Source organism: Streptomyces sp. NPDC087845 (genome assembly GCF_044742755.1).
Taxonomy (GTDB): domain Bacteria; phylum Actinomycetota; class Actinomycetes; order Streptomycetales; family Streptomycetaceae; genus Streptomyces.
In genome coordinates, this window is sequence record NZ_JBIUVC010000018.1 from 19,013 (window position 1) to 35,669 (window position 16,657).

13 protein-coding genes are annotated in these 16,657 nt (G+C 70.8%); 9 read left to right on the forward strand and 4 right to left on the reverse strand.

Translation table 11 applies throughout. The features are described from left to right. Positions 1-96: 96 nt before the first annotated feature. Positions 97-915, reverse strand: coding sequence for a hypothetical protein (locus ACIOMQ_RS33525; protein WP_362193633.1), 819 nt, complete (start codon positions 913-915; stop codon positions 97-99). Between the two features lie 171 nt (positions 916-1,086). On the opposite strand from ACIOMQ_RS33525, the gene ACIOMQ_RS33530 reads away from it, so the two are divergent. The 6 genes from ACIOMQ_RS33530 to cseC all read left to right on the forward strand — a co-directional run bounded on the left by ACIOMQ_RS33530 (position 1,087) and on the right by cseC (position 6,460). Further along, a complete protein-coding gene (locus tag ACIOMQ_RS33530) occupies positions 1,087-1,761 on the forward strand; it encodes a phosphatase PAP2 family protein (RefSeq protein ID WP_402191591.1) in 675 nt (224 codons plus the stop codon). A gap of 146 nt (positions 1,762-1,907) precedes the next feature. Next, a complete protein-coding gene (locus ACIOMQ_RS33535) occupies positions 1,908-2,810 on the forward strand; it encodes an A/G-specific adenine glycosylase (protein ID WP_362193627.1) in 903 nt (300 codons plus the stop codon). 174 nt (positions 2,811-2,984) lie between these two features. Further along, a complete protein-coding gene (locus tag ACIOMQ_RS33540; protein ID WP_362193624.1) occupies positions 2,985-3,635 on the forward strand; it encodes a SigE family RNA polymerase sigma factor in 651 nt (216 codons plus the stop codon). Beyond that, entirely contained in the window at positions 3,623-4,366 is a 744-nt protein-coding gene (locus ACIOMQ_RS33545; RefSeq protein ID WP_362193621.1) for a hypothetical protein, read from the forward strand. Before ACIOMQ_RS33540 ends, ACIOMQ_RS33545 begins: the two co-directional genes overlap by 13 nt. Before the next feature lie 10 nt (positions 4,367-4,376). Beyond that, positions 4,377-5,081 carry a two-component system response regulator CseB gene (gene cseB, locus ACIOMQ_RS33550; RefSeq protein ID WP_362193618.1) on the forward strand — a complete coding sequence of 235 codons (705 nt, stop codon included), beginning with the start codon at positions 4,377-4,379 and terminating at the stop codon, positions 5,079-5,081. Then, a complete protein-coding gene (gene cseC, locus ACIOMQ_RS33555; RefSeq protein WP_362193615.1) occupies positions 5,078-6,460 on the forward strand; it encodes a two-component system sensor histidine kinase CseC in 1,383 nt (460 codons plus the stop codon). Before cseB ends, cseC begins: the two co-directional genes overlap by 4 nt. 271 nt (positions 6,461-6,731) lie before the next feature. Here cseC and ACIOMQ_RS33560 read toward each other — a convergent pair whose 3' ends face one another. Beyond that, complete coding sequence (locus ACIOMQ_RS33560) at positions 6,732-8,342, reverse strand: MDR family MFS transporter (RefSeq protein ID WP_362193612.1); 1,611 nt, start codon at positions 8,340-8,342, stop codon at positions 6,732-6,734. A gap of 124 nt (positions 8,343-8,466) precedes the next feature. On the opposite strand from ACIOMQ_RS33560, the gene ACIOMQ_RS33565 reads away from it, so the two are divergent. Next, the gene (locus tag ACIOMQ_RS33565) at positions 8,467-9,051 is read left to right on the forward strand and encodes a helix-turn-helix domain-containing protein (RefSeq protein WP_362193609.1); all 585 of its coding nucleotides are present in this window, start codon (positions 8,467-8,469) and stop codon (positions 9,049-9,051) included. A gap of 20 nt (positions 9,052-9,071) precedes the next feature. Here the strand turns inward: ACIOMQ_RS33565 and ACIOMQ_RS33570 are convergent, their stop codons facing one another. Continuing rightward, complete coding sequence (locus ACIOMQ_RS33570) at positions 9,072-9,761, reverse strand: M23 family metallopeptidase (protein WP_362193606.1); 690 nt, start codon at positions 9,759-9,761, stop codon at positions 9,072-9,074. Positions 9,762-10,220: 459 nt separating this feature from the next. Here ACIOMQ_RS33570 and ACIOMQ_RS33575 point away from each other — a divergent pair, with 459 nt between their 5' ends. Next, positions 10,221-10,583, forward strand: a complete 363-nt coding sequence (locus ACIOMQ_RS33575) for a trypco2 family protein (protein ID WP_402191595.1) — start codon at positions 10,221-10,223, stop codon at positions 10,581-10,583. Beyond that, positions 10,580-13,840 (forward strand): NACHT domain-containing protein, encoded by a 3,261-nt coding sequence (locus ACIOMQ_RS33580; RefSeq protein ID WP_402191598.1) that lies wholly within the window; start codon positions 10,580-10,582, stop codon positions 13,838-13,840. Before ACIOMQ_RS33575 ends, ACIOMQ_RS33580 begins: the two co-directional genes overlap by 4 nt. Before the next feature lie 130 nt (positions 13,841-13,970). Here the strand turns inward: ACIOMQ_RS33580 and ACIOMQ_RS33585 are convergent, their stop codons facing one another. After that, positions 13,971-16,499 (reverse strand): ATP-dependent Clp protease ATP-binding subunit, encoded by a 2,529-nt coding sequence (locus ACIOMQ_RS33585; RefSeq protein ID WP_362193597.1) that lies wholly within the window; start codon positions 16,497-16,499, stop codon positions 13,971-13,973. Positions 16,500-16,657 lie beyond the last annotated feature (158 nt).

Here is a 16,657-nt window from a genome sequence, read left to right on the forward strand (position 1 = left end):
CGCGACTCGGCCCTTCGCGGGTCAGCCGTCCGTGACTCAGCCCTTCGCGATTCGACCCCTCACGACTCGGCCCCTCACCGCTCGGCCCTTCGCGGCTCAGTCCTTCGCGAGGACGAACGAGGCCCGCTGCACCGGCTCGCCCGGCGCCTTCGCCTCGACCAGGTACGTACCGGGCCCGGCGGTTCCCGACGGCGGCGTCGCGCATTTCGGGACGCTCTTCTTCCGGTCCCACTCCACGGTGTGGACGACGGTCGCACCCGCGGGGACCTTCAGCAGCAGGCTGCCGGCGTTGCGCGGGCAGTCCTTGGAGGACCACACCTGGTTGTCGTCGCCCCCCGCCTCGGTGATGGTGAGCACCGCGCTCTTCGGCCCGAAGTCGGCCTTGCAGGTGGTGGACGAGGTGTTCCTGGCGACCAACCGGAACTTCGGCTTCTCGCCGGGGCTGTAGCTGAGCTCGGTCTTCAGGCTCAACTGGAGTGCGTCGGCGGCGCAGTTGGGGAGCGGCGAGTCCGCCGGGACCTGCTGACCGGTCGCCGCACCGGCGCCGCTCGCGCCACCTGCTCCGGCGCCCGTACCGCTGCCGGTGTCCGTACCGTCGCTGCCACCGCTCGCGCCGCCGGAGCCCGCGCCCGTACCGGTGGCGTCTCCGTCGCTCCCGCCCGAGTCGTCCGACTCGTCGCGCCCGCCCGGCTGTTGGCCGATGGCCGGGCCGGACGGGGTGGGGCCGGGGGTGATCTCGCGCACGGGACCCGATCCGCCGGGCCGGGAGTCGTCCGTGTTCGCCTTGCCACCGCCGGAGGTGACGGCCCATACGATCAGCAACACGAGCAGCGCGACCAGCGTCGCCGCTACCGCCCTCCGTCGCCAGTAGATGGTGGAGGGAAGCGGCCCGATCGGATTACGCAAAGATCCCACAGCGCAAACTGTACGAGAGATCGGCGCCGACTCCCGCCCCACCCGCCGCCCGAACCCGAAGTTTTGCGGATCATCATCCCGGTTCGGCCTGTTCGGGCCCGTACTTCCGCCGGATCGGGCCCCTGGACCGCCGAAGATGACCACTGGATTTCGTTGACTACCCTCTGTCACATGGATAGTTCAGCTACTGCGCCGCTCTACCGGGACATCACCGACTTCGCTCATGACATGCCGTCATGGGTGCAACACGTGGCCGAGACATGGACGGAGCTCGGTCTCCTGGTCTTCGGCGTTCTTTTCATCACCGGGTGGTGGCGTGCCCGCCGGGCGGACGAGGCCGCCCTGGCGCTGGCGGTGCTCGCGCCCCTCGCGACGGCCTTCGCCTATGTGGGCAGCGAGGTGCTCAAGTCGATGGTGGACGAGGAGCGGCCGTGCCGGACGGTCGTCGGGGCGGCGGCCTCGCTGGTGCCGTGTCCGCCGACGGGCGACTGGTCGTTCCCCAGCAACCACTCCGCGATCGCCGGAGCGGCAGCCGTCGCCCTGGCGATCGCCCGGCCCCGGCTGGCCTGGCTCACCGTGCCCCTGGCCCTGCTGATGGCCTTCTCCCGGGTCTTCGTCGGGGTGCACTACCCGCACGACGTGGCGGTCGGCCTGCTGCTGGGTGCCGCGGTGTCGGCCGCGGCGGTCGCCGTGCTGTACCGGCCGACCCGGTCGCTCGCCCAAACGGTACGGGGCAGCGGGGCGCCGGTGGCGGCCCTGGTGTCGGGGCCGGGGCCGAGTACGGGGACGGCGGTCCGGTCCCGGCGGCGGAGCGGGGGATCCCGGCGGCGGCACGGACGGCACTGACGCCCCCGGGGGGAGCCCCCTTGGGCCGGTTGCCGGATTCCGGGGGGACAGACGGGTGGCATTATCACTCCAAGGGCCCCCAGGAGGAGCGACACCACCGTGCGCGGAGCCCTCGTCTGCGCTTCCGTGCCAGGATCGTGGGTGCGATGACTGCCATGACTGCGACACAGACGCCCCCCGCCTCCCTCCATGCTCCCGTCATCGGGTGGTTCGAACAGCACGCCCGCGATCTGCCCTGGCGCCGTCCCGAAGCGGGCGCCTGGGGTGTGATGGTGAGCGAGTTCATGCTGCAGCAGACCCCCGTCAGCCGGGTCCTTCCGGTGTACGAACAGTGGATGGCCCGCTGGCCGCGCCCGGCGGACCTGGCTGCCGAGCCGCCCGGTGAGGCGGTCCGTGCCTGGGGCCGGCTCGGCTACCCGCGCCGCGCGCTCCGCCTGCACGGAGCCGCGCAGGCAATAACGGAACGGCACGGCGGCGACGTACCGAGCGAGCACGGTCAGCTGCTCGCCCTGCCCGGGATCGGTGAGTACACCGCGGCGGCGGTGGCCTCGTTCGCGTACGGGCAGCGCCATGCCGTACTCGACACGAACGTCCGCCGGGTGTTCGCCCGGGCCGCGACCGGCATCCAGTACCCGCCGAACGCGACCACCGCCGCCGAGCGCAAGCTCGCCCGCGCGCTGCTCCCCGAGGAGGACGAGCGGGCCGCCCGCTGGGCCGCCGCGACGATGGAGCTCGGCGCCCTCGTCTGCACCGCCAAGAACGAGGACTGCACCCAGTGTCCGATCGCCGGGCAGTGTGCCTGGCGGCTGGCCGGGAAGCCCGCCCACCAGGGGCCCCCGCGGCGTGGTCAGACCTACGCCGGCACCGACCGGCAGGTGCGCGGGCGGCTGCTCGCCGTGCTGCGCGACGCCGTGACGCCGGTGCCGCAGTCGGCACTGGACGCGGTGTGGGACGAGCCGGTGCAACGGGCTCGCGCACTGGACGGACTGGTCGCGGACGGCCTCGTCGAACCGCTGGCCGACGGCCATTACCGGCTGCCGCTGAGCTGACCCCGCGGCTCCTGGCTCCGCCGCTGTTACACAACTGATGGACAGCCGTGCGTCGGCGTATGGCTGCTCCGCACAGCCCCGTGACAACAGCTCCGTACCGTCATCGACGTCAGCCCGACCGATCGATGGCTGGCGGCGGTTCTACGGGGTTCTACGGGGACGGAGGCGGTTGGAATGGCGCAGGGCGAGGTGCTCGAATTCGAGGAGTACGTACGCACTCGGCAGGAGGCACTGCTGCGCAGTGCACGCCGACTGGTTCCGGACCCGGTGGACGCGCAGGACCTGCTGCAGACCGCCCTGGTCCGTACGTACGGCCGCTGGGACGGCATCGCCGACAAGTCCCTCGCCGACGCCTATCTGCGTCGCGTCATGATCAACACCCGGACCGAGTGGTGGCGGGCCCGCAAGCTGGACGAGGTCCCCACCGAGCAGCTGCCCGACGCGAGCGTCGAGGACGGCAGCGAGCAGCGCGCCGACCGCGCCCTGCTGATGGACGTGCTGGGCGTCCTGGCTCCCAAGCAGCGCAGCGTCGTCGTGCTGCGACACTGGGAGCAGATGAGCACGGAGGAGACGGCGGCGGCGCTCGGCATGTCGACCGGTACGGTGAAGAGCACGCTGCACCGCGCGCTGGCGCGCTTGCGCGAGGAGCTGGAGAGCCGTGAGGCGGCGAGCACGGAGGCCCGGCTCCGCGAGGAGCAGGGACCGACCGCGGCCGGCCGTGTTCCGGCCGTCGGCGCCCCGGCGCGTACGCGGGCGACGGCGCGGGTACGGGCGCAGGCGGGTGGGCGTATGGACGAACGGGGGCGGGAGCGGTGCGCGGCCTGACAGCCAGCGGTGACAGCGGCAGCGGCGACGACCGCGGCGGCGGAAGGGACGACGGCGGCCGCGAGGCCGCCGGAGGGCGTGGCCGGGCCCTGACCGGCTGGGCGGCGAGCACCACGACTCTGGTCGGGCTCGCCGCCTTCGGGCTGCTCGCGGCCGGCTGCGCCACCGGCGGGACCGGCACCCGTGACGAGGGCCCGGCGGGCACCGAGCCGGCCGCCCAGGTCACGCCGAGCGTCCATCCGCCGTCCACGGCGAAGCCCACGCCCCGGGTCGATCCCGTGTCGCTGCTCAAGGGCGACCCCAAGGTCGGCGAGCGGGTCAGGACGGACCTGAAGCCCTGCAGCGGTTCCGAGTACCCGGTGGACTCCTCGTACGGCACCCTGACCGGCGCCTCCTCGCCCGACGTCGTGGTCAACGTGATGACCTGCGGCGACTCGGTGGGCGTCGGCACCTATGTGTACCGCCCGCGGAGCAACGGCACGTACGAGAACGTGTTCGCCATCGAGCAGCCCGCGGTGTACGGCACCATCGACCGCGGTGATCTGGTGGTGACGGCCCAGGTGTACGGGAAGAAGGACTCGGTCGCGTACCCCTCCGGCGAGGAAGTGATCACCTACCACTGGGCGAACAACCGGTTCAGCGAGCACGACCGGGTGCACAACGACTTCAACCGAGCCGTCGGTGACGGAGAGGCCGGTCTTCCGGGATCCGCTCAGCCGGCGGAGAACTGAGAGCAGTCCGATGGCCGAGACCCACGTCCTGTTCGTCGAGGACGACGACGTCATCCGCGAGGCCACCCAGCTGGCGCTGGAGCGCGACGGCTTCGCGGTGACCGCGATGCCCGACGGCCTGTCGGGCCTGGAGGCGTTCCGGGCCGACCGTCCCGACATCGCCCTGCTCGATGTGATGGTGCCGGGCCTCGACGGGGTCAGCCTCTGCCGCCGTATCCGCGACGAGTCGACCGTCCCCGTGATCATGCTGTCGGCACGGGCCGACTCGATCGATGTGGTGCTCGGCCTGGAGGCCGGTGCCGACGACTACGTCACCAAGCCCTTCGACGGGGCGGTCCTGGTCGCCCGGATCCGCGCCGTGCTGCGGCGCTTCGGCCATGCGTCGGGCGGGCAGCCGGGCAACGGGGAGCCGGAGCCGCAGCACGTCGGCGGGGTGCTGGCCTTCGGCGACCTGGAGGTCGACACCGAGGGCATGGAGGTCCACCGGGCCGGCGAACAGGTGGCGCTGACCCCGACCGAGATGCGGCTGCTGCTGGAGTTCTCCGCCGCGCCCGGCACGGTGCTCTCCCGCGACAAGCTCCTGGAGCGGGTCTGGGACTACGGGTGGGGCGGTGACACCCGGGTCGTGGATGTCCATGTGCAGCGCCTGCGCACCAAGATCGGCCAGGACCGGATCGAGACGGTCCGCGGCTTCGGCTACAAACTCAGGCCATGAAGCGGCTCGCCCTGCGGACGGGTGTCCGCTGGAAGATCAGCATCGCCATCGCCGCGGTCGGTGCGCTGACCGCGGTCGCGCTCAGCTTCGTCGTCCACAACGCCGCCCGGGTCTCGATGCTGGAGAACGCGCGCGAGGTCCAGCTGGAACGGCTGAAGTACGCGCAGCTGCTGTACGAGGCGAAGAAGACGCAGAAGGCCGATCCCCGGTTCGGCGCCAAGCTCAACGACCCGACGATGCCGCGCAGCCTGCGCGCGGAGACCAGCCGGAACCGGCGTGCCACGCATGTCCAGGAGCTCAAGAACGGGGTGCCCGACGTGTGGGCGGCCGTGCCGGTCGGCAACGGCAATGTCCTCTCGCTGCACACCCCTTTCGCCGACCGCACCGCCACGGTGATGGGGGACCTCGACCGGGCACTGATCATCGGCTCGGTCTCGGTGGTGTTCGGCGGCTGTGCGCTGGGCGTGCTGATCGGCGGGCAGCTGTCGCGCCGGCTGCGCAAGGCGGCTGCCGCGGCGGGCAGGGTCGCGCAGGGCCAGACGGATGTACGGGTACGGGAGGCCGTCGGCGGCGTGGTCCAGGACGAGACCGACGAGCTGGCCCGCGCGGTGGACGCGCTGACGGACGCGCTGCACGAACGGATCGAGGCGGAGCGCCGGGTCACCGCGGACATCGCGCACGAGCTGCGTACGCCGGTGACGGGTCTGCTGACGGCGGCCGAGCTGCTGCCTCCGGGCCGCCCCACCGAGCTCGTACGGGACCGGGCGCAGGCGATGCGCACCCTGGTCGAGGACGTGCTGGAGGTGGCGCGGCTGGACAGCGCGTCGGAACGGGCCGAGCTGCAGGAGATCGCGCTGGGCGAGTTCGTCAGCCGGCGGGTCGCGCTGCTGGACCCGGATGTGCGGGTGCAGGTCGTGCACGAGTCCTGGGTCAGCACCGATCCGCGCCGGCTGGAGCGGATCCTCGGCAATCTGCTGGGCAATGCCGCCAAGCACGGTGCCACGCCGGTGGAGGTCACGGTCGAGGGCCGGGTGGTGCGGATCCGCGATCACGGTGCCGGGTTCCCGGCGGCGCTGCTGCGTGAGGGCCCGAGCCGGTTCCGTACCGGAAGCAGCGACCGGGCCGGGCACGGGCACGGTCTCGGACTGACGATCGCCGCCGGTCAGGCCCGGGTCCTGGGGGCCCGGCTGACCTTCCGCAACGCGGGGCCCGACGGGGCGGCGAAGGGCACGGGCGGGGCGATCGCCGTGCTGTGGCTGCCCGAGCACGCGCCGACGAACACCGGCAGCTTCCCTGTCCTGCGCCTGTCCGAACAGCGCACACCGGACAGCGGCGACGGGGAGAGCGCGGGGACCGGCCGCAGACGGACCGGCGGCTGAACCGGATACAGGAGGAGGCTCCCGGGGCGCGCCCCGGGAGCCTCCTCGTACGCGGGCTCGTGCACAGCCCGTACGCCGTCGGCGCGGTGAGCCGCTCGCACGCGGGCCCGTCCGTACGAGCAGCTCGTGCGCGGGCCCGTACGCCGTGGGCCACTCGGTACGCGGGCTCGTCCGTACGCCGCTCGTACGCGGGCTCGTACGCCGTGGGCCACTCGGTACGCCAGCCCGTACGCCGTGCGCCGCTCCTGCGCCGCTCGTGTGCCGTGAACGGTCAGACGGTCTCGGACTGCCTGGCCTCACCGGCCGCGGCCGGTGTCTCCGTGCTGTCCGGTGACGTGACCTCCGGGGCCGCTCCCCGCAGCGGGACCTCCTTGACGAACACCGATGCGAGCAGGGCCACGACGCCCACCGAGGCGCCCACCAGGAACGCGATGTGCGTACCGGACGACACCGCGAACTGGTACGCCTCACGCACCGCGTCCGGCAGCTTCGCCAGGCTCGCCGCGTCCAGCTGCGCGGACTTCGCCGTGGCTCCCCCGCCACCGCGGGCCGCCATCTCGTCCTGCACCCGCCCGGTGAACAGCGCCCCCATGATCGCGACGCCGAAGGAGCTGCCGAGCGTGCGGAAGAGGGTGGTCGCGGAGGAGGCGACTCCCATGTCCCTCATGTCCACGCTGTTCTGCGCGACGAGCATCGTGATCTGCATCAGGAAGCCCATGCCCGCGCCGAGCACCGCCATGTAGATGCCCGAGGTGAGGCGGGTGGTGCCGGTGTCCATCTGCGAGAGCAGGAACAGACCGGTCACCATCAGGGCCGAGCCCACGACGGGGAAGATCTTGTACCTGCCGGTGCTGGTGGTGACCCGTCCGGCGATCAGCGACACGGCCATCATCGACAGCAGCATCGGCAGGAGCAGCAGCCCCGAGTTGGTCGCCGACGCACCCTGGACGGACTGCTGGTACAGCGGCAGGAAGAGCACCGCGCCGAACATCACGAAGCCCGACATGAAACCGACGACGGACATCAGGGTGAAGTTGCGGTTGCGGAAGATGTGCAGCGGGATGATCGGTTCTGCGGCCTTCGTCTCGACGAAGAGGAAACCGACGAGCGCGGCGGCACCGATCGCGATGAGCTCCATGATCACGGCGGAGTTCCAGTCGTACTCCGAACCGCCCCAGGTGGTGACCAGCACGATCGCGGTGATGCCGAGGGTCAGCAGCCCGGCGCCGAGGTAGTCGACCTTCGCCTCGGTGCGCCCCCGCTTCGGCAGGTGCAGCACGGCGGTGACCATGGCCAGGGCGATCGCGCCCAGCGGCAGGTTGATGTAGAAGCTCCAGCGCCAGCCGAGGTGGTCGGTGATGGTGCCGCCGACCAGCGGTCCGCCGATCATGGCGACGGCCATGACACCGGCCATCATGCCCTGGTACTTGCCGCGCTCACGGGGCGGCACCAGGTCGCCGATGATCGCCATGACGCCGACCATCAGTCCGCCCGCACCGAGCCCCTGGACCGCCCGGAAGCCGATCAGCTGGCCCATGTCCTGGGCCATTCCGCTCAGCACCGAGCCGATCAGGAAGAGCACGATGGACGTGAGGAACACGCCCTTGCGCCCGTACATGTCACCGAGCTTGCCCCAGATGGGGGTGGAGGCCGCAGTGGCCAGCGTGTACGCGGTGACGACCCAGGACAGGTGCTCCAGGCCGCCGAGGTCACCGACGATCGTCGGCATGGCCGTACCGACGATCAGGTTGTCCAGCATGGCGAGCAGCATCGTGATCATCAGGGCCAGCATCACCACCCGTACGCTGCGCTGCTGCTTCCCGGGTATTCCGGCGGGCAGGTCGCCCGCCTCCCCGCCTGCTGCCTTCTTCACATCGGACATTGGTCCCCACTCCCCTGTTCCCCGGTGCACACCGGGGACTTACTTGCCGCCCGGCTAGTTGACTACACTGGGCAAAGTAGACGGGTAACTAGCCGGTCGTCAAGTAAGCTTCGAGGAGAGCGTCATGGGCAGCACGCCGCAGCCACGCCGGGGCAACACGCGCCAGCGGATCCAGGACGTCGCCCTGGAGCTCTTCGCCGAACAGGGCTACGAGAAGACCTCCCTGCGCGAAATCTCCGAGCGGCTGGATGTCACCAAGGCCGCGCTGTATTACCACTTCAAGACCAAGGAAGACATCCTGGTCAGCATCTTCGACGACCGGAACCGGCCGATCGAGGAGCTGATCGCATGGGGCAGGGAGCAGCCCCGCACCCTGGAGACGAAGCAGGAGCTCCTGCACCGCTACAGCGAGGCCCTGGCATCGACCGCCCCGCTCTTCCGGTTCATGCAGGAGAACCAGGCGACCGTACGGGATCTCAGCATCGGGGGCACCATCAAGGACCGCCTCCTCGCCGTGATCGACCTGATCAAGGAACCCGAGGCACCCCTGACCGACCAGGTGCGCTGCGTCACCGCGCTCTTCGCGATGCACGCCGGCATGTTCGCCCTCAAGGACCTCGAAGGCGACCCCGAGGACAAGCGCAAGGCCGTCCTCGAAGTCGCCTGCGAGCTGGTCACCCGGGCGCACAGCCCGGGTTCCGGGGAGTAGCGGGGGCCCGCCCGTCCGGGTCAGACCCGGACGCCCTCCTTGTACAGGAACGAGACCGGGTTGACCGCGGAACCGTAGTCGGCGGTGTGGCGGATCTCGAAGTGCAGGTGCGGACCGCTGGAGTTGCCGGTGTTGCCGGAGAGGGCGATCTTCTCGCCCGTCTTCACGGTCTCGCCGATGCGTACGTCGATCCGCGACAGGTGGGCGTACTGCGAGTACATGCCGTTGGCATGCTTGATCACAACGGCGTTGCCGTACGCGGGACCGTCGCCGCCGCCGTTCGGCCCGGCCTTCACGACGGTGCCGCTGTGCGCGGCCGCGACCCTGGTGCCGATCGGCACGGCGAAGTCCTGGCCGGAGTGCTTGTGGGCCCAGCGGCTGCCGTCGTTGCCGAAGCTCGCGCTCAGCTCGTAGCGGTTCACCGGGGCCGCCCAGCCGGCGGCCTTCTTCGCGGCCGCCTTCTCGGCCGCGGCGCGTTCCGCCTTGGCCGCCTCGGCCGCCTTGCCCTGCACGGCCGCCTGCTCGGCGACCGATCGGGCCGCGACGCTGTCGATCAGGCTCGCGGTGCCGGAGACGCCCGTCGTGCCGGCCGCGAACGCAGCACCCGCGCCGAGAACCATCGATGTCCCCAGGCCGGCTGCCACCACGGCGCCACGGACACGGGACAGCGACGGGCGGCGGGAGTGCTGGAACGAAACGCGCTTCGACATAAGCGAAAATCCTCCGGAGATGACTGGACCCGGCGCTCCGGCCGGGCTGGCCATCCCTTGGTAACCCGCACCCCCCGCCGTGCTCAAACACCCCATCTACGAACAAAAGCCGTATCAAGCACCTCGGGAATTCACTGCCGACGGCTTCGCCCACTCGACATCCCGACGCGTCGAAACTCTTTTTTCGGACAGGTTTAACCCCAGTTACAAACCGGTCGAACCGTACTGAACCTAGTAATTCAGGCTCCTCTCTCCACGCCCTCGAAAGCCACACCCCACGCCGGGGCCGGGGCCCCTGACGCGACCACGGCACCCTCCCCTATCACCCCTAGTAGGCCCCGGAAGGGCTGTGTGCCTTGTCACCGCCGCCGGGACGAAAGGCCGTCCGATTCGGGACCTTCGGCCCGCGACCTGGCTACGCTGACACGGCGACCAGCTCAGCTCCCGGGGGGACAGGCCATGGCCAGTGACACCGCAGGCACCAGCGACATGGACGGCATCGAACTCGCCGACGCCGTCGAGTCGATCCGCAACCAGCTCATCGACGCCGCAGGCCGCGCGACCGGCCGCCCCGTGGCCTTCGAGGTCGGCGACATCCAGATGGAGTTCACCCTCGAACTCCGCAAGGAGGTCAAGGGCGGCACCAAGGTGAAGGCCTGGGTGGTCGAAGCGGGCGCCGATGCCTCCCGCGCGACCGGCCGCACGCACAAGGTCGCCTTCACCCTGAAACCGCGCGACGCCACGACCGGCGAGCCCTGGCGGATCGGCCACGAGGACGAGGGCAGCACAGCGCACTTCGGCCGCGGGGCGACGCGGCCGTGAGCACCGCACCACCCACGGCCGCCGTGCCGCCCGCGGCACGCACGGTCGTGGTCCTCGGCACCGGGGCCGGGGCCGCCCAGGGCAGCGGAGCCCTGCTCACCGACCGGCTCGTGCTGACCTGTGCCCACGTGGTGAAGGGCGGCGGCCGGGCCGCCGTCGCCCACCCCGGCCTTCCGGACCGCACACCGGCCACGGTCGCCTGGATCGACCACGACCTCGACGCCGCGCTCCTGCTGACCGCGGTCCCGGTGCTCCCGGTCGCCCCCGTACGGCTCGGCGTCCTCCACAGCGACCAGGCGCTCCCCGGCTGCGAGATCATCGGCTTCCCCGACATCCAGCGGTACGGCCCCGAGCAGCGTCTGGAGGCCGACCAGTACACGGCCACCGCCCTGCCCATGGCCGGCCACCTGCGCGGTCTGCTCGTCTGCGAGCTGGACGGCCCGCCCGCCGCCCGGACGGACCACGAGCCCCCGGCCCTGCGGGGCATGTCCGGCGGCCCGGTCTTCGCCGGGAACGTCCTGCTCGGCATCGCCCGGCAGATCCCCCGGCAGCGCGGCGGCCGGCGCGTGGAGTGCGTACCGCTCGCCCCGCTCCTCGCCGCGCCGCCGTTCGAGCTCGTCTACCGGCAGTCCGGCACGGCGCTGCGCCACGAGCGGGTCCACGGCCACTTCCCCAGGGACATGCGGTACGAGGAGGAGTACGCGACCGCGGTCGGTGCCGCGTACCGGCGTACGAAGATCTTCGGGCTGGACGAGCTGGGCCGGCGCGATTCCGAGTGGGATCTGGACACCGCGTATCTGAGCCTGGAGGCCCAGCAGAACCCCACCGGCCCGGCCCCGCAGACCCTCCGGTCGCCCCAGCGGATCGACGCGCTGCTCTCCGACCGCCCCCGGGTACTGCTGCGCGGCGACGCGGGCGCCGGGAAGACCACGCTGCTGTGGTGGCTGGCCGCACACGCCTCGGCGCGCACGCTGGGTTCGCGGCTGGCCGCGCTCAACGGCCTGGTGCCGTTCGTCGTCCCGCTGCGCACGCTGCGCGCCCAGGGCGGCACGTTCCCCGCCCCCGCGCAGCTGCCCGCGGCGGCCCGGCTGGTGATCGACGAGGCCCCGGAGGGCTGGGTCGGCCGGGTCCTGGAGTCCGGCCGGGCACTGCTGCTGGTCGACGGACTGGACGAGGTCCCGCAGGACGACCGCGAGCAGGCGCACGACTGGCTGTCCCGTCTCCTCGACCGGTACCCGGGCATCCGCTGCGTGGCGACGGTGCGCCCGCTCGCCGTCGAGCCGGACTGGCTGATGTCGCAGGGCTTCGAGGAGCTGCGGCTGCTGCCCATGCGGAACGAGGACGTCGAGGCATTCGTCGCCGCCTGGCACCGGGCCGCCCGGCTGGACGACGACGACCACGAGACCCTCGAACGCCTCGAACGGGATCTGACCCAGCAGTTCGCCCAGAACACCGCGCTGCGCAATCTGGCCCGTACCCCGCTGCTCTGCGCGGTGATCTGCGCCCTGCACCGACGCCGTCAGGGCATCCTGCCGGAGACCCGCTGGAGCCTGTACGACTCGGCGCTCACCATGCTCCTGGGCGACCGCGACAAACAGCGCAGGATCGAGGCCCCCGAAGGCATCACGATGAATGTGGAGGAGCAGGCCCAGCTCCTCCAGCGCATCGCGATCTGGCTGGTGCGGGGCGGCCAGTCGGAGCTCCAGCGCCCCCAGGCGCTGCGCCAGCTGGAACGGGCCCTGCCGGGCATGGAGCAGGTACGGCAGCAGGGTTCGGCCGAGGACGTCCTGACGCATCTCCTCAACCGCAGCGGGGTCCTCCAGGAACGCGCCGACGGCGTCTACCAGTTCGCCCACCGCACCTTCCAGGACTTCCTCGCCGCCAAGGAGTTCGTCGAGGGCGACCAGTTGAACGAACTGCTCGGCCGGGCGGGCGCGCAGCAGTGGCACGACGTCATCCTGCTGGCGGCCGGCCACTGCGGCCGCCGCGAACACCCCGCTCTGGTCAACGGGTTGCTGGACGTGGAGCCGGGACCGGCCGACACCGTCTACCGGGAGGAGATCACGGTGCTGGCCGCGCTCTGCGCCCAGCACGCGACCTGGCTGGACGAGACGACACGCGCCAGGGTCCGCACCGCCGTGGACGCGCTGTTCCCGCCGAGGTCCGACCGGGACGTACGGCTGCTCTCCCGCCTGGGGCCGGCCGCCCTGGACCACCTCCCCGACCCGGCGTCCGCCGCGGTCACCCCGGAGGACGCCCGCACCGTCGCGGAACTGATCAACGAGATCGGCGGCGCGAAGGCCGTGCCGTACGCCCGCCGATGGGCCCTGGCCCATCAGCACCTCAGCTATGCCTTCCGGGAGAACTGGCACAGATACCCGGTGGCCGCGTACGCCGAACAGGTCCTCGCCACCTTCGACCTGGAGTACCACCTCCTGAAGATCACCTCCAGGGAGCAGCTGGCCGCCCTGCGCCATCTGCCGGAGGCCCGCAATCTGCGGATCACCGGCGGGTTCACCTCGTCCGAACTCCAGGCGGCGCTGCGCGGCAGGCAGTGGACCGACCTCGCCATCGGGGAGAACCCCTGTGTGACGGACCTGTCGTTCCTGACGGGCTGCGGGGAACGGCTCATGGACCTCTTCCTCCACAACTGCCCGGCCGTGCGGGACCTCGGCCCGCTCGCCGGGCTCCGTGCACTGAGGTCGCTCCAGCTGGACATGAGCCATCTGCCGGACGCCGCGCTCTCCGTGCTGGCTTCCGCTTCGGGCCGGCTGAGCTACCTGGACCTCAGGAACGTGACGGCCGAGCAGCTGCCCCGGCTGCCCCCGCTGCCCCGGGTACGCTCGCTGAGCATCCGCGGCGCGGTCCCGCTGGAGATCGACTCGCTCGACGGCTGGTCACTCCTGGACAGCCTCCGGCTGGAATCCCTCACACCGGTGCGGCCCCTGCTCGCGACCCTGCGGCGGACCCCGAGGGTCACCGACGTCACCGTGCGCGTGGTGTCCCTGACGGAATTCGACAGCGAGGCGGCCGTCCCGTCCGTCAGGGAACTGGTGCTCCGCTGCGACACGGAACCCGTCGGCGGGTTCGAGCGGATCCCCCAGGTCTTCCCCTCGCTGAAGTCGTTCCTGTTCACCCCTCCCACGTACGGGGGGCACATCGATCTGACCCCGCTCGAAGTCCTGCCCGGACTCCGCGTCGCCATCACCGGCAGCCATCAGGTCGTCGGCGGCGAAGGGCTCGACGTACGCCGCTGACGACAGCACAGCGGCCCGGCGGACTCGCCGGACTCGCGGACCCGGCGGACCCGGCAAAAAGGGGCTGCCCCGGACCGTTTCCACGGTTCCGGGGCAGCCCCTGCGGATGCTCAGGCGCCAGGACGCGTCCTCACACGTCCTTCGACATGTTCGGTCCCGCGCCGCCCGCCGCCTGCTCGATCGGGGGGACGTCGGGCAGAGCCGACTTCTCCTCGCCGCGGAAGGTGAACGTCTTCTCCTCACCCTCGCCCTCGGTGCCGACGACGACGATGTGACCGGGGCGCAGCTCACCGAAGAGGATCTTCTCGGAGAGGATGTCCTCGATCTCGCGCTGGATCGTCCGGCGCAGCGGCCGGGCGCCCATCACGGGGTCGTAGCCCTTCTTCGCCAGGAGCGACTTGGCTTCCGAGCTCAGCTCGATGCCCATGTCGCGGTCCTTCAGGCGCTCGTCCACCTTGGCGAGCATGAGGTCGACGATCTGGATGATGTCTTCCTCGGTGAGCTGGTGGAAGACGACCGTGTCGTCGACACGGTTGAGGAACTCGGGGCGGAAGTGCTGCTTGAGCTCTTCGTTGACCTTGTTCTTCATCCGCTCGTAGCCGGTCTTGACGTCGCCCTGGGCGGCGAAGCCCAGGTTGAAGCCCTTGGAGATGTCCCGGGTCCCGAGGTTGGTCGTCATGATGATGACCGTGTTCTTGAAGTCCACGACCCGGCCCTGGGAGTCGGTCAGACGACCGTCTTCCAGAATCTGGAGCAGGGAATTGAAGATATCGGGGTGGGCCTTCTCGACCTCGTCGAAGAGAACGACGGAGAACGGCTTGCGGCGCACCTTCTCGGTGAGCTGGCCGCCCTCTTCGTAACCCACGTAACCGGGGGGAGAACCGAAGAGGCGGGAAACCGTGTGCTTCTCGCTGAACTCCGACATGTCGAGCGCGATCAGCGCGTCCTCGTCGCCGAAGAGGAATTCGGCGAGCGTCTTGGACAGCTCCGTCTTACCGACACCGGACGGACCGGCGAAGATGAACGAACCACCGGGGCGCTTCGGGTCCTTCAGACCGGCTCGCGTACGGCGGATCGCCTGCGAGAGGGCCTTGATGGCGTCCTTCTGGCCGATGACGCGCTTGTGGAGCTCGTCCTCCATGCGCAGCAGCCGGGAGGACTCCTCCTCCGTCAGCTTGAAGACCGGGATGCCGGTCGCGGTGGCCAGGACCTCGGCGATCAGCTCGCCGTCGACCTCGGCCACGACGTCCATGTCGCCGGCCTTCCACTCCTTCTCGCGCTTGGTCTTCGCGGCGAGGAGCTGCTTCTCCTTGTCGCGCAGGGACGCGGCCTTCTCGAAGTCCTGCGAGTCGATCGCGGACTCCTTGTCGCGGCGGACGCCCGCGATCTTCTCGTCGAACTCGCGGAGGTCCGGCGGCGCGGTCATCCGGCGGATGCGCATCCGGGAACCGGCCTCGTCGATCAGGTCGATCGCCTTGTCCGGCAGGAAGCGGTCCGAGATGTACCGGTCCGCCAGCGTCGCGGCCTGGACCAGCGCCTCGTCCGTGATGGAGACGCGGTGGTGGGCCTCGTAGCGGTCGCGCAGACCCTTGAGGATCTCGATGGTGTGCGGCAGCGACGGCTCCGCGACCTGGATGGGCTGGAAGCGGCGCTCCAGCGCGGCGTCCTTCTCCAGGTGCTTGCGGTACTCGTCGAGCGTCGTCGCACCGATGGTCTGCAGCTCGCCGCGGGCCAGCATCGGCTTGAGGATGCTGGCGGCGTCGATCGCGCCCTCGGCGGCGCCCGCACCCACCAGGGTGTGGAGCTCGTCGATGAACAGGATGATGTCGCCGCGGGTGCGGATCTCCTTGAGGACCTTCTTCAGGCGCTCCTCGAAGTCACCGCGGTAGCGGGAGCCGGCGACCAGCGCGCCGAGGTCGAGGGTGTAGAGGTGCTTGTCCTTGAGGGTCTCGGGCACCTCGCCCTTGACGATGGCCTGCGCCAGCCCCTCGACGACCGCCGTCTTGCCGACGCCGGGCTCGCCGATGAGAACCGGGTTGTTCTTGGTACGGCGGGACAGCACCTGCATGACCCGCTCGATCTCCTTCTCGCGCCCGATGACCGGGTCGAGCTTGGATTCGCGAGCGGCCTGGGTGAGATTCCGGCCGAACTGGTCGAGCACCAGGGAAGTGGAGGGCGTGCCTTCCGCGGGGCCACCCGCGGTTGCCGCCTCCTTGCCGCCCGAGTACCCGGAGAGCAGCTGGATGACCTGCTGCCGCACCCGGTTCAGGTCGGCACCCAGCTTCACGAGGACCTGGGCGGCGACACCCTCGCCCTCGCGGATCAGGCCGAGCAGGATGTGCTCGGTGCCGATGTAGTTGTGGCCGAGCTGGAGGGCCTCGCGGAGCGACAGCTCCAGGACCTTCTTGGCCCGGGGCGTGAAGGGGATGTGCCCGGACGGAGCCTGCTGGCCCTGACCGATGATCTCCTCAACCTGCTGGCGGACCGCCTCGAGCGAAATCCCGAGGCTCTCCAGGGCCTTAGCGGCGACACCCTCACCCTCGTGGATAAGGCCCAGGAGGATGTGCTCGGTGCCGATGTAGTTGTGGTTGAGCATCCGGGCTTCTTCCTGAGCCAGGACGACAACCCGCCGCGCGCGGTCGGTGAACCTCTCGAACATCGTTAATCGCTCCTCAGAGCGGTCAGGCAGTAAGGGGTCGGTCCCCTCCCTGTCCTTCCGCAGCTTAGTCCCGCAAGCGGGGACCGCTCATTCCAACTGCCGACACCGTCCTTGGCCTCCTGCCCCGAACGCCGACATCTGCTCCAACCCGATGGTGC